The 15,690-nt window shown below is 63.2% G+C and carries 16 protein-coding genes; 8 read left to right on the plus strand and 8 right to left on the minus strand.

The window, feature by feature from the left end; genetic code table 11:
- The first annotated feature begins 42 nt into the window (after positions 1 to 42).
- A complete protein-coding gene (locus N2597_RS04485) occupies positions 43 to 861 on the plus strand; it encodes a sugar phosphate isomerase/epimerase family protein (protein WP_183599810.1) in 819 nt (272 codons plus the stop codon).
- A 395-nt stretch (positions 862 to 1,256) separates the two neighbouring features.
- Here the strand turns inward: N2597_RS04485 and N2597_RS04490 are convergent, their stop codons facing one another.
- On the minus strand, positions 1,257 to 2,300 hold the full coding sequence (locus N2597_RS04490) for a zinc-dependent alcohol dehydrogenase family protein (RefSeq protein ID WP_183599812.1): 1,044 nt from the start codon (positions 2,298 to 2,300) through the stop codon (positions 1,257 to 1,259).
- A 245-nt stretch (positions 2,301 to 2,545) separates the two neighbouring features.
- Here N2597_RS04490 and N2597_RS04495 point away from each other — a divergent pair, with 245 nt between their 5' ends.
- A complete protein-coding gene (locus tag N2597_RS04495; RefSeq protein ID WP_009996168.1) occupies positions 2,546 to 3,433 on the plus strand; it encodes a branched-chain amino acid aminotransferase in 888 nt (295 codons plus the stop codon).
- Between the two features lie 144 nt (positions 3,434 to 3,577).
- Here the strand turns inward: N2597_RS04495 and N2597_RS04500 are convergent, their stop codons facing one another.
- Together N2597_RS04500 and N2597_RS04505 are read right to left on the minus strand one after the other, a co-directional pair.
- Positions 3,578 to 4,132, minus strand: a complete 555-nt coding sequence (locus N2597_RS04500; RefSeq protein WP_077994855.1) for a hypothetical protein — start codon at positions 4,130 to 4,132, stop codon at positions 3,578 to 3,580.
- 141 nt (positions 4,133 to 4,273) lie between these two features.
- The gene (locus N2597_RS04505; protein WP_077994776.1) at positions 4,274 to 5,176 is read right to left on the minus strand and encodes a LysR family transcriptional regulator; all 903 of its coding nucleotides are present in this window, start codon (positions 5,174 to 5,176) and stop codon (positions 4,274 to 4,276) included.
- A 137-nt stretch (positions 5,177 to 5,313) separates the two neighbouring features.
- Between N2597_RS04505 and N2597_RS04510 the strand changes: the two genes are divergently transcribed.
- From N2597_RS04510 to nadE, 4 genes are all read left to right on the plus strand, one after another.
- Entirely contained in the window at positions 5,314 to 6,555 is a 1,242-nt protein-coding gene (locus N2597_RS04510; protein WP_077994777.1) for an HlyD family secretion protein, read from the plus strand.
- A gap of 76 nt (positions 6,556 to 6,631) precedes the next feature.
- Entirely contained in the window at positions 6,632 to 8,251 is a 1,620-nt protein-coding gene (locus N2597_RS04515; protein WP_106795376.1) for an MDR family MFS transporter, read from the plus strand.
- Between the two features lie 27 nt (positions 8,252 to 8,278).
- Positions 8,279 to 9,469: an adenylate/guanylate cyclase domain-containing protein gene (locus N2597_RS04520; protein ID WP_096764195.1), complete on the plus strand. Its 1,191-nt coding sequence runs from the start codon at positions 8,279 to 8,281 to the stop codon at positions 9,467 to 9,469.
- Positions 9,470 to 9,736: 267 nt separating this feature from the next.
- The gene (gene nadE, locus N2597_RS04525) at positions 9,737 to 10,570 is read left to right on the plus strand and encodes an NAD(+) synthase (RefSeq protein WP_183599814.1); all 834 of its coding nucleotides are present in this window, start codon (positions 9,737 to 9,739) and stop codon (positions 10,568 to 10,570) included.
- Between the two features lie 6 nt (positions 10,571 to 10,576).
- Here nadE and gstA read toward each other — a convergent pair whose 3' ends face one another.
- Complete coding sequence (gene gstA, locus N2597_RS04530) at positions 10,577 to 11,260, minus strand: glutathione transferase GstA (RefSeq protein WP_038692364.1); 684 nt, start codon at positions 11,258 to 11,260, stop codon at positions 10,577 to 10,579.
- Between the two features lie 116 nt (positions 11,261 to 11,376).
- On the opposite strand from gstA, the gene N2597_RS04535 reads away from it, so the two are divergent.
- Positions 11,377 to 11,994 (plus strand): TetR/AcrR family transcriptional regulator, encoded by a 618-nt coding sequence (locus N2597_RS04535; protein ID WP_183599816.1) that lies wholly within the window; start codon positions 11,377 to 11,379, stop codon positions 11,992 to 11,994.
- On the opposite strand, the gene N2597_RS04540 is transcribed toward N2597_RS04535, so the two are convergent.
- Positions 11,956 to 13,230, minus strand: a complete 1,275-nt coding sequence (locus tag N2597_RS04540; protein WP_183599818.1) for a multidrug efflux MFS transporter — start codon at positions 13,228 to 13,230, stop codon at positions 11,956 to 11,958. The two genes, N2597_RS04535 and N2597_RS04540, sit on opposite strands and share 39 nt — an antisense overlap.
- Positions 13,231 to 13,342: 112 nt before the next feature.
- On the opposite strand from N2597_RS04540, the gene N2597_RS04545 reads away from it, so the two are divergent.
- Entirely contained in the window at positions 13,343 to 13,684 is a 342-nt protein-coding gene (locus N2597_RS04545; RefSeq protein ID WP_183599820.1) for a nuclear transport factor 2 family protein, read from the plus strand.
- 12 nt (positions 13,685 to 13,696) lie between these two features.
- Here the strand turns inward: N2597_RS04545 and N2597_RS04550 are convergent, their stop codons facing one another.
- The 3 genes from N2597_RS04550 to N2597_RS04560 form a co-directional block, all read right to left on the minus strand.
- Positions 13,697 to 14,428 (minus strand): sulfite exporter TauE/SafE family protein, encoded by a 732-nt coding sequence (locus tag N2597_RS04550; protein WP_009995169.1) that lies wholly within the window; start codon positions 14,426 to 14,428, stop codon positions 13,697 to 13,699.
- A 58-nt stretch (positions 14,429 to 14,486) separates the two neighbouring features.
- Entirely contained in the window at positions 14,487 to 15,140 is a 654-nt protein-coding gene (locus N2597_RS04555; RefSeq protein WP_183599822.1) for a class I SAM-dependent methyltransferase, read from the minus strand.
- Positions 15,141 to 15,335: 195 nt separating this feature from the next.
- Entirely contained in the window at positions 15,336 to 15,662 is a 327-nt protein-coding gene (locus tag N2597_RS04560; RefSeq protein WP_183599824.1) for a hypothetical protein, read from the minus strand.
- Positions 15,663 to 15,690 lie beyond the last annotated feature (28 nt).

Consider the following 15,690-nt stretch of genomic DNA (forward strand, 5'->3'; position numbering starts at 1 on the left):
CTCTCTACGCCGTCCCGGCACCCACTTTGATGGAGCTGATCCATGTCCTCTCTTCCCGTCGTCGGCGCCGCCATGACGCTTGATGAGCTTGAAGTTCACCGTGACTGGCTTTTAGAAAAATCCCGCGATCTTGAATTGCAGAGCTTCGTCGACGCCGAGATCCTGAACGGCGACTGGACGCCGCTTGCCGCGCGCGCCAGGAGGCTTCTCGACGGGCATACCGGCCGCCTCGGCATTCACGGCCCATTCTGGGGTTTCACCATCGCCTCGCGGGATCCTGACATTCGCGCCATCGTCACCAGGCGCCTGCTGCAAGGCCTCGAGGTCTGCGCCGCCATCGGCGCCACACAGATGGTCATCCACAGCCCTTACACCTCCTGGTCCTACAACAATCTCGACAACAATGCCGGCGCCCGCGAGGCGTTGGTCGAGCGCGTGCATCTGACGCTGCGCGACGCCGTCCGACGCGCCGAGGAGATCGGCTGCACCATGGTTCTCGAGAATATCGAGGATAAGGATCCGCATATCCGCGTGGCGCTCGCCGAAAGCTTCAATTCGCCCGGCGTCGCCGTTTCGATCGACACCGGCCACGCCCATTACGCCCATGGTTATACCGGCGCGCCACCGGTGGATTATTACGTCAAGGCCGCCGGCAACCGGCTCCAGCATGTCCATCTGCAGGACGCCGACGGATATGCCGACCGCCACTGGAGCCTCGGCGAAGGCTCGATCCATTGGCGCGCCGTCTTCGCAGCCCTTGCCGAGATCAACAGCAATCCGCGCCTGATCATCGAGATCAAGGACAAGTCCAAGATCCCGGCGTCTGCTGCCTATCTAGCGTCGATTGGAGTGGCGGAGTAGGGCTGCGCCTGTGCTCTCGCGCCGAAGCTGGAAGCCTGGAAGGGGTGGTCAGCGTCACGGCTTGGCTCCCTCTTCTCCCCAGCGGGGGTCCGAAGGACGGGTTGAGACCCGCGGCTCAACCCAGGTAAAGGTGGCCCGAAGGGTCGGATGAGGGGGCCGCACGGCACACCATTCATGATTGCCCTTCGCTTGCGCTCAGCGCATTCGCGGCTTTGCCGCTCACCCCCTCATCCGCCTGCCGGCATCCGCTGGGGTCGAGCCACGCGTCTCGACCCGTCCTTCGGACCCCCGCTGGGGAGAAGAGACGTGTGGCGGCCTTGCTCCTCGGCCGAAGCAAGATTCGTTGGACGAAGGTTTTTTCCTGGGCCTGCCACAGGCGAGAGGCCGGACTTCCCTCACGAAAACCGCGTGATCACGCTGATTCCCGTCCCCTCCGCCTTGTCGAGCACCATCAGCGCCGGTACGGCCTCCTCGAGGCTGATGCGCCGTCCGATCAGTTTCTGCGGGGCGATCTTGCCGGCCGCCAGCATCGACAGCATGGCGTCGTAGCGCCAGGCCTGCATGCCGTGGCTGCCGTAGATCTCCAGCTCGTTGCTGATCACTTGGGCCATCGGAATTTGCGGAGTCGCGTGCTCGGCAAGCATCAGCCCCACCTGCACGTGACGTCCGCGGCGGCGAAGGTTCTTGATCGAGTTGAAGCAGGTGGTGGGATGGCCGAGCGCGTCGATCGAGACATGCGCGCCGCCCTTGGTGATCTCGCGCACCGCCTCGGCCACGTCGGCAACGCTTGAGGCATTGACCGTCGCCACCGCCCCGCACTCTCTGGCGAAGGCGAGTTTCTCCTCCGATATGTCGATGCCGATCGCACTGGCGCCGAGCGCGGTGGCGATCATGATCGCCGACAGGCCGACGCCGCCGCAGCCATGCACGGCGATCCATTCGCCGGGTCCGGTGCGCGCATGGTCGGCGACGGCGCGAAACGAGGTGGCAAAGCGGCAGCCGAGGCTCGCCGCCGTCGCATCGTCGATCGTGTCGGGCAGGTGCACCAGATTGGTGTCGGCATAATCGATTGCCACATATTCGGCAAACGAGCCCCAATGGGTGAAGCCCGGCTGGAACTGGTTCGGGCAGATCTGCTGGTTGCCGGAATGGCATTCGCTGCAATGACCGCAGCCGGAGACGAAGGGAACGGTCACCCGGTCGCCGACCTTGAAGCGCATCACGCCGCGGCCGGTGGCGACGACTTTTCCGGCAAGCTCGTGCCCCGGCACATGCGGCAGGCGGATATCGGGATCGTGCCCTATCCAGCCGTGCCAGTCGCTGCGGCAGAGGCCGCTGGCGCCGACTTCGATGACGACGCCGTCCTCTGTCGGCGTCGGATCGGGCAGGGTGCGGATTTCGGGCGCCTGCTCGAATGCTTCGTAATACATGGCTTTCATCGGCGTCCTCCTTCATGCCTCTTTTTGGGGGCCATGATGACACGCGGCAGGCAGCCATTCCAACAGAGATTCCATCACTTTTGCTGATGCACTCATCGCCGACGCCGCAGCTGTCGCGCACGAATATTGCGGCCCCGCCGCATCCCCCGGCATTTTCTTGCTTCCGTATTTCCGGCCGGGATTTGTCCTTGACCCGGCTTGCCGCCGGGGCTTTTGCTTTCCCGGATTCGCAAGGGAGAGCAGCAATGGCCGTCGATACATCACCGCGTTCCACCACCTGGACTCACGTCGACGGGGAATGGCTTCCCGGCAATCCGCCGCTGATCGGGCCGACCTCACATGCCATGTGGCTGGGCTCCACGGTCTTCGACGGCGCCCGCTGGTTCGACGGCATCGCCCCGGATCTCGATCTGCACTGCCAGCGCATTAACCGCTCGGCGCTTGCTATCGGCCTGCAGCCGGTGAAGTCGGCCGAGGAGATTGCCGCGCTTGCCTGGGAAGGCGTTGGCAAATTCGACGGCGCGACGGCGATCTACATCAAGCCGATGTATTGGGGCGAACACGGTTCGCCCGGCAGCATCGTCTCCGTCGACGCGGCATCGACCCGCTTCGCGCTCTGCCTGTTCGAGGCGCCGATGGGCGGCCATGCCGGCACCAGCCTCACCGTCTCGCCCTATCGCCGCCCGTCGCCGGAAACGGCGATGACCGAGGCGAAGACCGGCTCGCTCTATCCCAACAGCGGCCGCATGATCGCCGAAGCCCGCAGCCGCGGTTTCGACAATGCGCTGGTGCGCGACCTCAACGGCAACGTCGTCGAAACTGCCTCCTCGAACGTCTTCATGGTCAAGGACGGCATGGTGATGACGCCGGCCGCCAACCGCACCTTCCTCGCCGGCATCACCCGCGCCCGCGTCATGGACCTGCTTCGCAAAGCCGGTTTCGACGTCGTGGAAACGACGCTCTCCGTCGAGGATTTCCTCGCCGCCGACGAAATCTTCACCACCGGCAACTATTCCAAAGTCGTCGGTGTCACCCGTCTCGACGACCGCAACCTCCAGGAAGGCCCGGTCACCCGCAAGGCGCTTGACCTTTACATGGACTGGGCCCACGGCCGCAGCGAGAGTGAAGAGTAAGCGGCGGTTCGGCGAAGCCGAAGCAATCGATCCAGTGAATCGATTGCAACTGCGGACGCCCGGAGCGCAAGCGCAGGGCTGGCACGGTGGTTTCCGTTGGAACCAATTGCGAAGCCATCAAGGCGACTTCAAACCGATGGGGCGTCACCAGTACTCATCTCGCCTGTAGAAATTGCCGTAGAGGTGCGTCAGCACCGAACTGGATGCCAGTTTTTCTTCATCGCTGTTACTATAAACATGTTTGTGTGGATCGCCTTCGCTGTAAATGAGAGCGACGAAATGATCGACACTCACGCCTGCGATTCCCGTCGAAACGTCGCGCGCCTCGATGATGGCAAACTTTGGACTGTTCTGTGAAGAACCACTCGTGGCTGCGGCAGCTTCGAAACTCGATTTATTGAAAATGGCGTACCATAGCCAAGGATCGAATAGTGGCACGGTGACGATCGTCCCAAACCAAACCGGAACAATGATGATGGCGATGAAGCTACTCGCCATCCCACGGAGACGACGATCATATTGGGCAGCAATGGCGCTGATAAACCAAACGAGCAGTATACCCACGACCGAAAGAACGAGCAGCGGACCGCCCAATAAATCAAAGAGTCCTCGTAGCCCATTGGCAAAACCAAGCGGCCAAAAATCCAAGGCGCGAGCGTAGGCGGCACATGCGGTGCCAAGAAAAGCGGCGATGACCATTCGCCGCACATTCCAAATGTCTACGCACTCAACCGACACATTAACCTCGTTGTTTTTAACGTCGAATGGTGTCCAGCGAAGTCGAGGCATTTTGATGTCCGATCGGCATTGCTGCCGAGCTTCGCCATGTTGAATTCCCCCTCACGTCATCCACTTCCGATGCTCGGCAAATCTCTCCGCGAGCAAGTCGATGAACAGCCGCACCTTGGTCGGCAGGTGGCTGCGGTTGGGGTAGACGGCGTTGATGTTGAATTCCACCGGCCGGTAGTCCGGCATGATCTTCACCAGCCGCCCTTCGGCGATGTCGTCGAACACCACGAAGCTCGGCGCCAGGAAGATGCCTTTTCCGTTCAGCGTCAGGAAACGCAACATCTCCGCGCTGTTGGAGACGACGTTGCCGGCGATCTTTACGCTCTCCTTGTTGCCGTCGCCATCCTCGAAGCGCCATTCGTCGCCATAGGGGTAATAGGCATATTGCAGGCAATTGTGGTCGGCGACCTCGGCCGGCTTTTTCGGCATCGAGTGGTTCTCGGCATAGGCCGGTGAGCAGACGAGCACATGGCGCCAGGGCGTCAGCTTGCGCGCGATGAGCGAGGAGTCCGGCGGCAGCAGGGTGCGCATCACCAGGTCGTAGCCATCCTCGATCATGTCGACCATGCCTTCGCCGACGCTGAAATCGAGCGAGATCGACGGATAAAGCTCCATAAACTCGCTGACCACAGGCAGCAGGAAACGCACGATGGCGCCGCTGGTATAGACCTTCAGCGTGCCGCGCGGCGTCGTGCTCAGCGCGCCGGCCGTTCGGTCCGCCTCATCGAGTTCGGCGAGAATCTGCGACGAGCGCTCATAATAATATTTGCCGGTTTCCGTCAGGCTGACTTTGCGCGTCGTGCGGTTGAGCAGCCTGACACCGAGCCGCTCCTCCAGCGATTGCACATGATTGCCGACCATGGTGACGGACATGTTGAGCCGGCGCGCGGCGGCGGAAAAGCCGCCGCATTCCACCACTCGGCCAAAGACGGCGAGGCTTGTCAGTCGATCCATATTGTCTCCGGATTATCCGCTGAGAGTTGATGATCCTTCCCGATATAAGCAGATTATCAAAGTGAATGGCAGGGCGCATTTTCCTTCGCATCGAACAGGGCCTCGCAGAAACGGGGTAGAAGACGAAGGAAGAGACGATGGTCGAACTACCCCGCAAGCAGGATTTCGAAAGCGCCGGCGAGGCCGAGCGGATTTTGGCCGAGGAGGCCGCCAGGACGCCCGTCGCCGAAGCGCCCGCGATGCCCGCTGCCGAAACCCCGGTTGTCGAAGCGCCAAAAAAGACCGGCCGCGGCATCGTCAAGCGCGCCGTCATCGCCGCCGCGCTGCTTGCCGGCGTCACTTTCGCGGGCGATTTCGGCTACCGCTACTGGACGGTCGGCCGCTTCATCGAATCCACCGACGACGCCTATGTGAAGGCCGACTACACCACCGTCGCGCCGAAGGTCGCCGGCTATATCAGGCAGGTTCTCGTCAACGACAATGACGCGGTCAAGGCTGGCCAGGTGCTTGCCCGCATCGACGACCGTGATTTCCAGGCAGCGCTTTCGCAGGCGAGAGCCGAGGTAAAGGCGGCCGAGGCCGCCATCGCCAATATCGATGCCGAGATCGTGTTGCAGCAGTCGGTCATCGAACAGGCCAGGGCGACGGTCAATGCGTCGCAGGCTTCGCTGGATTTTGCCGTGTCCGATGCGGCCCGCTCCGCCCGCCTCATCACCAACGGCGCCGGCACCCAGTCCCGCGCCGAACAGAGCCAGTCGGCCCGCGACCAGGCCGCCGCCGCCGTCGAACGCGATCGGGCAGCGCTTGTCGCGGCAGAGAACAAGGTGCCGGTGATTCGGACCCAGCGGGAACAGGCGGTGGCGCAGCGCGACCGGGCTGCGGCCGCCGCTCGCCAGGCGGAGCTCAACCTCTCCTATACGGATATCGTCGCCGCCGTCGACGGCACAGTTGGCGCCCGCTCGATCCGCGTCGGCCAGTACGTCACATCGGGCACACAACTGATGGCCGTCGTGCCGCTGCATGCAGTCTATGTCGTCGCCAATTTCAAGGAAACCCAGCTGACCTACATCCGCCCGGGCCAGTTGGTCGAGATCAAGATCGACAGCTTTCCCGGCAAGGCGATCAGGGGCCATGTCGACAGTGTTTCGCCGGCAAGCGGGCTCGAATTCTCGCTGCTGCCGCCTGACAACGCCACCGGCAACTTCACGAAGATCGTCCAGCGTATACCCGTCAAGATCGTCATCGACGACGAGGCTCTGAGCGGCCTTCTGCGTTCCGGCATGTCGGTCGAGCCCGAGATCGACACCAAGGCTGCCCAGAACGACGCAAACAACACCGCCGGAGCAGCCGGGGAGGGATCGTCCAGTCACGCTGGATAATCCGTTCCCATCTGCCAGAACTATCAACCCAACCCGTCATGAGACGTTTTTCCGCGAAGCCGGAAGGGGATAAGTCATGGCCACTCTTCAGATCGCCGCAAACAGCAATTCGCTCGTGCGCGCCGCCGCGGCTTCACCTGCCCAACCGGCAAAGATGAGCCCGCTGCGCACCTGGGCGGCCGTCGTCGGCTCCACGCTCGGCGCCTTCATGGCGGTCCTCAATATCCAGATCGTCAATGCCTCGCTTGCCGATATCCAGGGCGCCATCGGCGCCGGCACGGATGACGGCGGCTGGATCTCGACCTCCTATCTGATCGCCGAGATCGTCGTCATTCCGCTCAGCGGCTGGCTGGCGCGGGTCTTTTCGCTCCGCAACTATCTGCTGGCCAACGCCATCCTCTTCCTGATCTTCTCGGTCGCCTGCGCCTTCGCGGTCAATCTGCAGCAGATGATCATCCTGCGTGCGATACAGGGCTTTTCCGGCGGCGTGCTGATCCCGATGGCCTTCACCATCATCATCACGCTTCTGCCCAAGGCCAAGCAGCCGGTCGGCCTTGCCCTCTTTGCCCTTTCGGCCACTTTCGCGCCGGCAATCGGCCCGACGATCGGCGGTTACCTCACCGAAAACTGGGGCTGGGAGCATATCTTCTACGTCAATCTGGTGCCGGGCGCGCTGATGGTCGGCCTGCTCTGGGCTTCGCTCGACCGTGCGCCGATGAACCTGAAGCTTCTCGCCAAGGGCGACTGGCCGGGTATCGTCACCATGGCGATCGGCCTGGCGGCCTTGCAGACCGTACTGGAAGAGGGCAACAAGGAAGACTGGTTCGGCTCCGACTTCATCCTCCGCCTGTCGGTCATCGCCGCCGTCTCGCTGACGCTGTTCCTGGTCATTGAGCTGAAGGCGGCCCAGCCGCTGTTGAACCTCCGGCTGCTGCTCCGTCGCAACTTCGGCTTCGGCATCGTCGCGAATTTCCTGCTCGGCATTGCGCTTTACGGCTCGGTCTTCGTGCTGCCGATCTATCTCGCCCGGATACAGGGTTACAATTCCGAGCAGATCGGCATGGTTCTCGCATGGACCGGCATTCCGCAGCTGGTGCTGATCCCGCTGGTGCCCCGCCTGATGAAGCGTTTCGACGTGCGCCTGCTGATCATCATCGGCTTTGCCCTCTTCGCCGCGTCGAATTTCATGAACGTGCATATGACGGGCGACTATGCGAGCGACCAGCTCTTCTGGCCGAACATCGTCCGTGCCGTCGGCCAGGCGCTGGTCTTCACCCCGCTGTCCGCCATCGCCACCGCAGGCATCGAGCAGGAGAATGCCGGTTCGGCTTCCGCGCTTTTCAACATGATGCGCAATCTCGGGGGCGCGGTCGGCATCGCCTTGCTGCAGACGTTCCTGTCGAAGCGCGAGCAGTTCCATTCGAACATCCTCACCCACTCGGTGTCGGTGTTCGAGGAAGCCACCCGCGATCGCATCGCCCAGCTGACGGCCTATTTCATGAGCCACGGCGTCAGCGACCAGGCGGCCGCCAGCCAAAAGGCGGTCGTCGCCATAGCTCTGAAGCTGCGCAAGCAGGCCAATATCATGGCCTTCAGCGACGCGTTCTTCCTGCTCGGCGTCGCCCTCGTCGTCGCCCTGCTTGCGATCCTGCTTCTCAAGAAACCCGCTCAACTCTCCGGCGGCGGCGCTCACTAGCACCGCCTGCCTCAAGGAGGAGATGCCATGACAACTGCGATCTATGCTCCAGCTGCAGAAAGGCAGGCCAAAGCCGTCAGCACCGGTGCGCTCCTCGCCATCATCGAATGGCTGTCCGGCGACGAATGCCACGCGCTCGACGAAGCGGGCCTCGTCTCCGGACTCGGCCGCAGGCTTCAGGCGCTCGGCCTGCCGGTCGACCGGATGACCCTGCATCTGATGACGCTGCATCCAGAGCTCGTCGGCCGCACCATTGCCTGGGCGCCGGGCGAGCCGGTCGAGATCCACGACCGCGAACATGGCGCGCGGGTCGCGCTCGCCAATACGCCGCTGCGCAAGGTCATGGAAACCCGGGAGCCGCTGGTGGTCGGTCCTGGCGAAAACGTGCACGGCCGCTGGCAGCATATCGACGTCTTCGCCGATCGCGGCCTGATGCAGCTTGTCATCGCGCCGCTCTGCAATATCGATGGGCCGGTCGGCGCTGCCGTCTTTGCCACGAGGCGGCCGGTGGGCTTCACCGACTCCGAACGTCAGGTGATCGAGCGCATCCTGCCGGCGCTGCGCAACACCAGCGAGCTGCGCATTCTTCGCCAGGTCGAGCTCAGCCTGCTCGATACCTATGTCGGGCCGCTGACCGCAAGCCGCATCCTTGCCGGCCGCATCCGCCAGGGCGAAATCGAGTCGATGGACGCCGCCCTGCTGCTTTGCGATCTGCGCGGCTTTACCGAGTTGTCGAACCGGCTGCCCGGAAGCACCGTGCTCGGGCTGCTCAATGCCTATTTCGACAGGATCGTCCCTGCCATTACCCGAGAGGGCGGCGAAGTGCTGAAATTCATGGGCGACGCCGTGCTTGCCTTCTTCCCGGGTTATGCCGCGGCCCATACCTGCGGCGCCGCCCTGGCATCGGCTCGCGCCATCCTCGATGAGATCGACCATTTCCAGTATGACGGCACCGGCGTGAACACCGGCATCGCCCTGCATTATGGCGAAGTCAGCTACGGCAATGTCGGTTCAGGCCGGCGTCTCGACTTCACCCTGATCGGCCGCGACGTCAATCTGGTCAGCCGCATCCAGACCGCCTGCAGTGAATTGAGCGAGCCCCTGCTGATGTCGGCGCCGTTCTGCGAAGAGGCCGGGGCAGGGGATGTGGTGTCGGTCGGGGCGCATGGGTTGAAGGGGTTTGCGGATCCGGTGGAGCTTTTTACGATTGTGAGATGATGCGACGCGGCCCCCTCATCCGCCTGCCGGCACCTTCTCCCCGAGGTGAGAAGAGATATGCCGCAACTTCTCGATTCCCTCTTCTCCGCTCGGGGAGAAGGTGCCCGTAGGGCGGATGAGGGGGCCGGCGAAACCGGTCTATCTTCTTGACCTATTCAAGCCTCGCCGCCCACTTGCCCGGAACTCAGGAAGGCTTGCCCAAAACGACTTCGCTTCCCCATATCTTTCCGCCATAGTGCCGCCAACCCCACAACCGAGGAAGAACCCATGACCCTGCTGTCCGACGAACAAGGCGAGATCATCCGCGAGCTGGGCGTTGCCGCCGAGATCGATCCCGAGCGCGAGATCGCGCGGCGAACCGCCTTCCTCAAGGATTATCTCGTCGCCTCAGGTCTGCGCAGCTACGTTCTCGGCATCAGCGGCGGTGTCGATTCGCTAACCGCGGCGCTGCTCGCCCAGAAGGCGGTGCGCGAGCTGCGCGACAGCGGTCATGCTGTGGAGTTCGTTGCCGTGCGTCTTCCCTATGGCGTCCAGGCTGACGAGGCCGATGCCGAGAGGGCGCTTACAACGATCGGCGCCGACCGCTCGATGGTCATCAATATCAAGGCGGCTGCGGATGGGATGCTGGCCGCCGCTCAAAAGGGCGGTCTGGCTTTCGCCGACGCCGGCCGGCAGGATTTCATCCTCGGCAATATCAAGGCCCGCCAGCGGATGATTGCTCAGTTCGCTTTGGCCGGTGCGCTCGGCGGCCTTGTCATCGGCACCGATCATGCCGCCGAAGCGGTCATGGGCTTCTTCACCAAATTCGGCGATGGCGCCGCCGATATCCTGCCGCTCGCCGGTCTCAACAAGCGCCGCGTCCGCCTGCTGGCCAAGCGGCTCGGCGCGCCTGACGAACTGGTCTTCAAGGTGCCGACCGCCGACCTGGAGGATCAGCGGCCGCTTCGCCCCGACGAGGAGGCCTATGGCGTTACCTATGACGAGATCGATGATTTCCTCGAAGGCAAGCCGGTCGGCGAGATCGCCCGCCGCCGCATCCTCGCCGCCTATCGCGCCACCGCCCACAAGCGCGCGCTGCCGGTGGCCGTCAACGCGCTCTGACGGCTATTATGGCCTGACCGGCGAGCCCGTCCGCCCTGATGAGGCGACATAGGCATGCGGCGCGAAGAAGACGCCACCGGCATCGAAGGCCTCGAGATCTTCGGCCTGCATCGCCTCGCGCACCTTCGGGCGCGCCGCCACGCGGGCCATGAAGCCGTGCAGCGCCGGCCATTGCTTGAGATCGATCTCGATCCAGGGCGACCAGTTCAGGCAGACGAAGAGATAGGCGTCCGCCACGGTGAAGGCCTCGCCGGTGAGGTAGGGTCCGGCAAGCCGGCCGTTCAGCCAGGCGAGCCGCTTCGATACCAGCGCGCGGATTTCCGGGTGGACGGTCGCATAGGCCGGGTTGAAGAGCAGCACCATCGGCTTGTGCAGCTCGGCGGTGATGAAGTTCAGGTAGGATTGCACCTCGTTGCGTCTGAGGTTGCCGAGCTCGGGCAGCATCGCCGTGCCGTGCGGCACGCTGTCGGCGAGGAACTGCACGATCGCCGGCCCCTCGGTCAGCACCTTGCCGTCATCGAGCCTCAGCGCCGGCACATAGCCATTGCCGTTGATGGCAAGATAGTCCTCGCCGCCGCTCGTCCTGTGGGTTTCCCGGTCGACCTCGACGAGTTCGATATCGAGCCCCAGCTCACGGCAGACGATATGCGGCGAAAGCGAGCAGGCCGCGGCGTTCATATACAGTTTCATAGCGAGTTCCTTCTCCGAGGAGGCGGTCTGTTGCCGCCTGTCAATGGCGTTGAACATCTGTACTGTTTCGCATAAAATACCCTGCGTCAAGATTTTAATGCGAAACGGTACAAAATATGAAGGATGAGAGGAAGCGAGGCCGCCCGAGGGCTTTCGATGCCAAGGCAGCGCTTGGCAAGGCCCGGGACGTCTTCTGGGACAGGGGCTTTGCCGCAGCCTCGCTCGATAATCTCAGCGCGGCGACCAACCTCAACCGTCCGAGCCTCTACGGCGCCTTCGGCGACAAGGAGGATCTCTATCTCGATACGCTGGAGGCCTATCGGCAGGACGGCATGGATGCGCTGGCCGAGGCACTCGATCCGTCACTTCCGCTGCGCGACAATCTCGCCCGCGTCTATGCCGGTGCGCTGGCGGTCTATCTGCATGGCGAAACCGCCGCGCGCGGCTGTCTGCTGATCGGCACGGCGACGGTCGAAGCCGTCGAGCGCGAGCGGGTGCGCGAAGTGCTCGGCCGCAGTCTCAGCGATTTCGACGGCGAGATCGAAAGGCGCATGCGCCTTGCCGTCGAACGCGGCGAGCTTCCCGAGAGCGCCGATCCGCAGATGCTGGCAAGGCTTGCCTCGGCCGTCATGCATTCGCTCGCCGTACGCGCCCGCGCCGGCGACAGCCGCGAGACGCTTGAGGCAATCGCCCGTTCAGGCGTCGAGCTGATCTGCGGTAGCGCGCGAAGCTGAGCCCGATCCGGCCTCGATCTTTCTGGGCCGCACCAGCCAGGCATAGGCAGCACCCGCGACCAGCAGCACCGATGTGCCGAGGAAAACCGCCCGCATGCCGATATGCCCGCCGACAAAGCCGCCGAGGATAGGACCGGCCACCTGGCCGACATATTGTGAGGAGACGGACAGGCCGAGAATGCTGCCGGCCGCACTATCGGGCACGCTGTGGCGGATCACGGCGGCAATGCAGGGCAGCAGCCCGCCGAGTGCGGCGCCCATCAGGAAGCGCAGGACGATCAGTTGCCAGGAACTGGTGACGAAGGCCTGCGGGATCAACAGCAGCCCAGCGACGGCGAGCGCGCCCGAGATCACCGGCCAGTGGCCGATCCTGTCGGCAAGCCTGCCGAGCCAGGAGGCGGAAAGAATGCTGCCGAGGGCGGCCGCCGACATGACGAGGCCCGAGATCATCGTCACCTGGGCTGCGATGGGCACGATCTGCGCGACATAGACGGTGATGATCGGCTCGATCGACATATTGGCGAACATCAACAGCATGCCGGTTGCCAGCATGGCGATGACCGGCCGCTTGTCGGGAATGGATTTCCAGCCGCCGCTCGCCTTGGCCGCCTGTTTGCGGGCCGGCGATTTCTCCTCCTTGATCAGCAGGGTAGTGGCGAGAAAGGCAAGGAAGATCATGCCGCCGGCGGCGAAAAACGTGCCGCGGATGCCGATAACAGGCGGCAGCACTCCGCCAAGGAGCGGCCCGACGAGATTGCCGGCCATGATGCCGGAAGAGAGCACGCCGAGCGCCCAGGCCGATCGGTCCTTCGGCGTCTGCGTCGCCACCAGCACCATCGAGCCGGAGGAATAGCCGCCCGCAAGCCCGACGAACAGCCGCAGCGCCACTAGCTGCCAGATATCGCCGGCCATTCCCATCAGCGAGATCGCCAGCGTCATGCCGAGGCTGGCGCGCACCAGCATCAGCTTGCGGCCGTAAATGTCGCCGAGCCGCCCCCACAGCGGCGCGACGAGAGCCGCGGCAAGAAAAGTGGCGCCATAGGCGATGCCCGACCATTGCACGATCGCCGCATGATCCGCCACGCCGAGTTCCCTTACATAGAGCGGCAGGAAGGGAAGCAGCAGCGTCATCGCCACGATCGTGGTAAAGGAGCCGATCAGCGAAACGGCGAGATTGCGCTTCCAGTAGATCGAGCCTGTCCCAATGCTCGCCGCGTCCAATTGCCTATCGGTCATTCCTGCCTCGGCGGTTCGATCACGAGGGCGCGATTGCGCCGAAACTGGATCATTTGAGGTAAACGTGCTAAACTGATTGCGATATGCAATCGGTTTATCGGAGGATATTGCCATGAATGATGTGCGCACGAGGCAGCAGACCGTCCGCGATCTCTACGCCGCCTATCTGGATGACCGCAAGGACAAAGTCGGCGCCATGTCGACGGAGGATTTCACCTTTTCTAGTCCGCGCGACGATCATATCGACCGGGCCACTTATTTCGAACGCTGCTGGCCGAAGGAGCCGCTCTTCGGCGCCATCCACATCGAATTTTTGGCGGTAAACGGCGACGAGGCTGCTGTTCGCTACCGTGCCGAAAAACTGGGCGGCACGAGCTTCGGCAACATGGAAAGCCTTCGTTTTCGCGGTGACAGGATCGCCGCCGTGGAGGTCTATTTCGGCCGCAATCTCTGAGCCTTCGAAGTTCTAGAAGATCCGCAGCGCCGACGTCGTGATGATGACCATCGAGACCGCCACCATCAGCGCCCGCACCGGCAGCCGCTTGACGAGAATGGCGCCGAAGGGGGCGGCGATGACACCGCCGATGATGAGGCCGATCGCCGAGTTGAGCTCAGACCAGCCGAGCGTCACGACGAAGGTGACCGAAATCGTCAGGGTCACGGCGAATTCGGTGAAATTGGTCGAGCCGATCACCCGCTTCAGGTCGTGACCGCGCCCGACAAGCGTGCTGGTGACGACAGGACCCCAACCGCCGCCGCCGATCGCATCGAGAACACCGCCGAAAAAGCCGACGGGCGGCACGGCCCAGTCGCGCACCTCGCGCCTGATCTGCGGCCGGAAGGCCTTGTAGAGGATCAGCAGGCCTATCGCGATCAGATAGGCCGATACGAAGGGCTCGATCACCTTGCCGTCGATATTGGCAAGCAGATAAGCCCCGATCGCGCCGCCGATCATGCCGGCAGGCGCCAACCGCGCCACCAGCCGCCAGTCGACATTGCGGTGATAGGCATGCGAGAGGCCGGACGCCGCCGTCGTGAACATTTCCGTCACATGCGTCATGGCGCTGGCATTGGCCGCCGGAACCCCGAAGGCCAGCAGGCTTGTCGTCGACAGCACGCCGAAGGCCATGCCGAGTGCGCCATCGACGATCTGCGCGCAGAAGCCAACGGCGATGAAGAAGAAGATATCCGATGTCATGCGGTCCCCTCAGACGAACGGTAGCATCAGAATCCGCGATGCGGGAAAAAACTTTTGCTCAGGCGGAAAGTCCGCGCTGCTTCAGCCGGACGATCTTGAAAAAGCCGTTCGGAAAGACCGGCAGAATATCGGTCGCCGAAAAATCGCCGCGACGCTCGGCCCAGGCGAGGATGCGATGGATGCGGAAGGCGGAAGACCAGCCGATGTGACGCACCAGCGGCGCCACCGCCGCTTCGATCGCCCCCTGCAGGCCGGCGCCGTCGCCGAGCTTGCTGGCGAGGATGATCTCGCCCCCCGGCCGCAGCACCCGGGCGCACTCGTCGAGCGCCCGCTCGGGCTCGGGAATCAGCGTGATGACGAAGGGCAGACAAACCACGTCGAAGGACTGGTCGGCAAAGCGCAGCGCATGCGCATCCATCACCTCGAGCGCCTGCACATGCTGAAGGTTTTCGCGACGCACCTTCTCGCGCGCCCGGGCGATCATATGTTCGGAAATGTCGATGCCGGTCACCTGGCAACGGCTGGGATAATGGGCGAGCGTCAGGCCGGTGCCGGTGCCGATTTCCAGAATATCGGTGCCGGCCGCGGCGGCAAGCGCGGCAAGCTTGCGATGGCCGTCGCGCAGGATGCCGCGATAGACGCGATCATAGACCGGTGCCCAGCGCTGATAGATTTTCTGCTGATCTTCCGCCCGCTTGCGAAGCTCCGACATGTCTAAACCTCCCTGCGCACAACCCCAAGATCGGAATCAATTTTTGAAAAGGATCATGCATTTATCACAAACATAGAGCGCCTCGACGCCTCTCACAGACGCCCGACGCTGTAAAAACCCGGAACTTCAACTCGCAAGGGTAGGCTCGGGTTCCGCTCGGAATGCGACGGAAGTCACAACAGCTACGGCGACCGACTATTTAGCCAAGGTCAGCCCAAGTTTCTTGGCATCCATCGCGCTGCCGATCTCGACCGACTTCTCCTGCTTGTCATAGACGCAGATCTGGACGACGAGCCCCTTGGCGCCCTTCGGCTTTCCCGTCACCAGGGCGAGCCCGTAATGTGATGTGCCGAAGGGGTCGACGGCGGCAACTGGCTTCTCGATTCCGACCGCGGCCTTCCTGCACTTGGCTTCCACGTCGGCGGCCAGCTGTTTCCAGGCCTCGTCCGAAGAGGCACCCGCCGCAGCCGCAAGAAACGGAAGCGCGGCCATGGCGAGAAGCGGGATTATATTCCTGTTCATGTCAAGCTCTCCATTGATGTCTGTCGCC

The sequence above is a fragment of the Rhizobium sophoriradicis genome (genome assembly GCF_025200795.1).
In the GTDB taxonomy this organism is placed as follows: Bacteria; Pseudomonadota; Alphaproteobacteria; order Rhizobiales; family Rhizobiaceae; genus Rhizobium; species Rhizobium sophoriradicis.

Coding starts and splice junctions, on each gene's coding strand:
- N2597_RS04510 (WP_077994777.1), top strand. CDS start 5,314: ATGGTCGAACTACCCCGCAAGCAGGATTTCGAAAGCGCCGGCGAGGCC.
- gstA (WP_038692364.1), bottom strand. CDS start 11,260: ATGAAACTGTATATGAACGCCGCGGCCTGCTCGCTTTCGCCGCATATC.
- N2597_RS04520 (WP_096764195.1), top strand. CDS start 8,279: ATGACAACTGCGATCTATGCTCCAGCTGCAGAAAGGCAGGCCAAAGCC.
- N2597_RS04540 (WP_183599818.1), bottom strand. CDS start 13,230: ATGACCGATAGGCAATTGGACGCGGCGAGCATTGGGACAGGCTCGATC.
- N2597_RS04545 (WP_183599820.1), top strand. CDS start 13,343: ATGAATGATGTGCGCACGAGGCAGCAGACCGTCCGCGATCTCTACGCC.
- N2597_RS04505 (WP_077994776.1), bottom strand. CDS start 5,176: ATGGATCGACTGACAAGCCTCGCCGTCTTTGGCCGAGTGGTGGAATGC.
- N2597_RS04535 (WP_183599816.1), top strand. CDS start 11,377: ATGAAGGATGAGAGGAAGCGAGGCCGCCCGAGGGCTTTCGATGCCAAG.
- N2597_RS04555 (WP_183599822.1), bottom strand. CDS start 15,140: ATGTCGGAGCTTCGCAAGCGGGCGGAAGATCAGCAGAAAATCTATCAG.
- N2597_RS04495 (WP_009996168.1), top strand. CDS start 2,546: ATGGCCGTCGATACATCACCGCGTTCCACCACCTGGACTCACGTCGAC.
- N2597_RS04485 (WP_183599810.1), top strand. CDS start 43: ATGTCCTCTCTTCCCGTCGTCGGCGCCGCCATGACGCTTGATGAGCTT.
- N2597_RS04560 (WP_183599824.1), bottom strand. CDS start 15,662: ATGAACAGGAATATAATCCCGCTTCTCGCCATGGCCGCGCTTCCGTTT.
- N2597_RS04515 (WP_106795376.1), top strand. CDS start 6,632: ATGGCCACTCTTCAGATCGCCGCAAACAGCAATTCGCTCGTGCGCGCC.
- nadE (WP_183599814.1), top strand. CDS start 9,737: ATGACCCTGCTGTCCGACGAACAAGGCGAGATCATCCGCGAGCTGGGC.
- N2597_RS04490 (WP_183599812.1), bottom strand. CDS start 2,300: ATGAAAGCCATGTATTACGAAGCATTCGAGCAGGCGCCCGAAATCCGC.
- N2597_RS04500 (WP_077994855.1), bottom strand. CDS start 4,132: ATGGTCATCGCCGCTTTTCTTGGCACCGCATGTGCCGCCTACGCTCGC.
- N2597_RS04550 (WP_009995169.1), bottom strand. CDS start 14,428: ATGACATCGGATATCTTCTTCTTCATCGCCGTTGGCTTCTGCGCGCAG.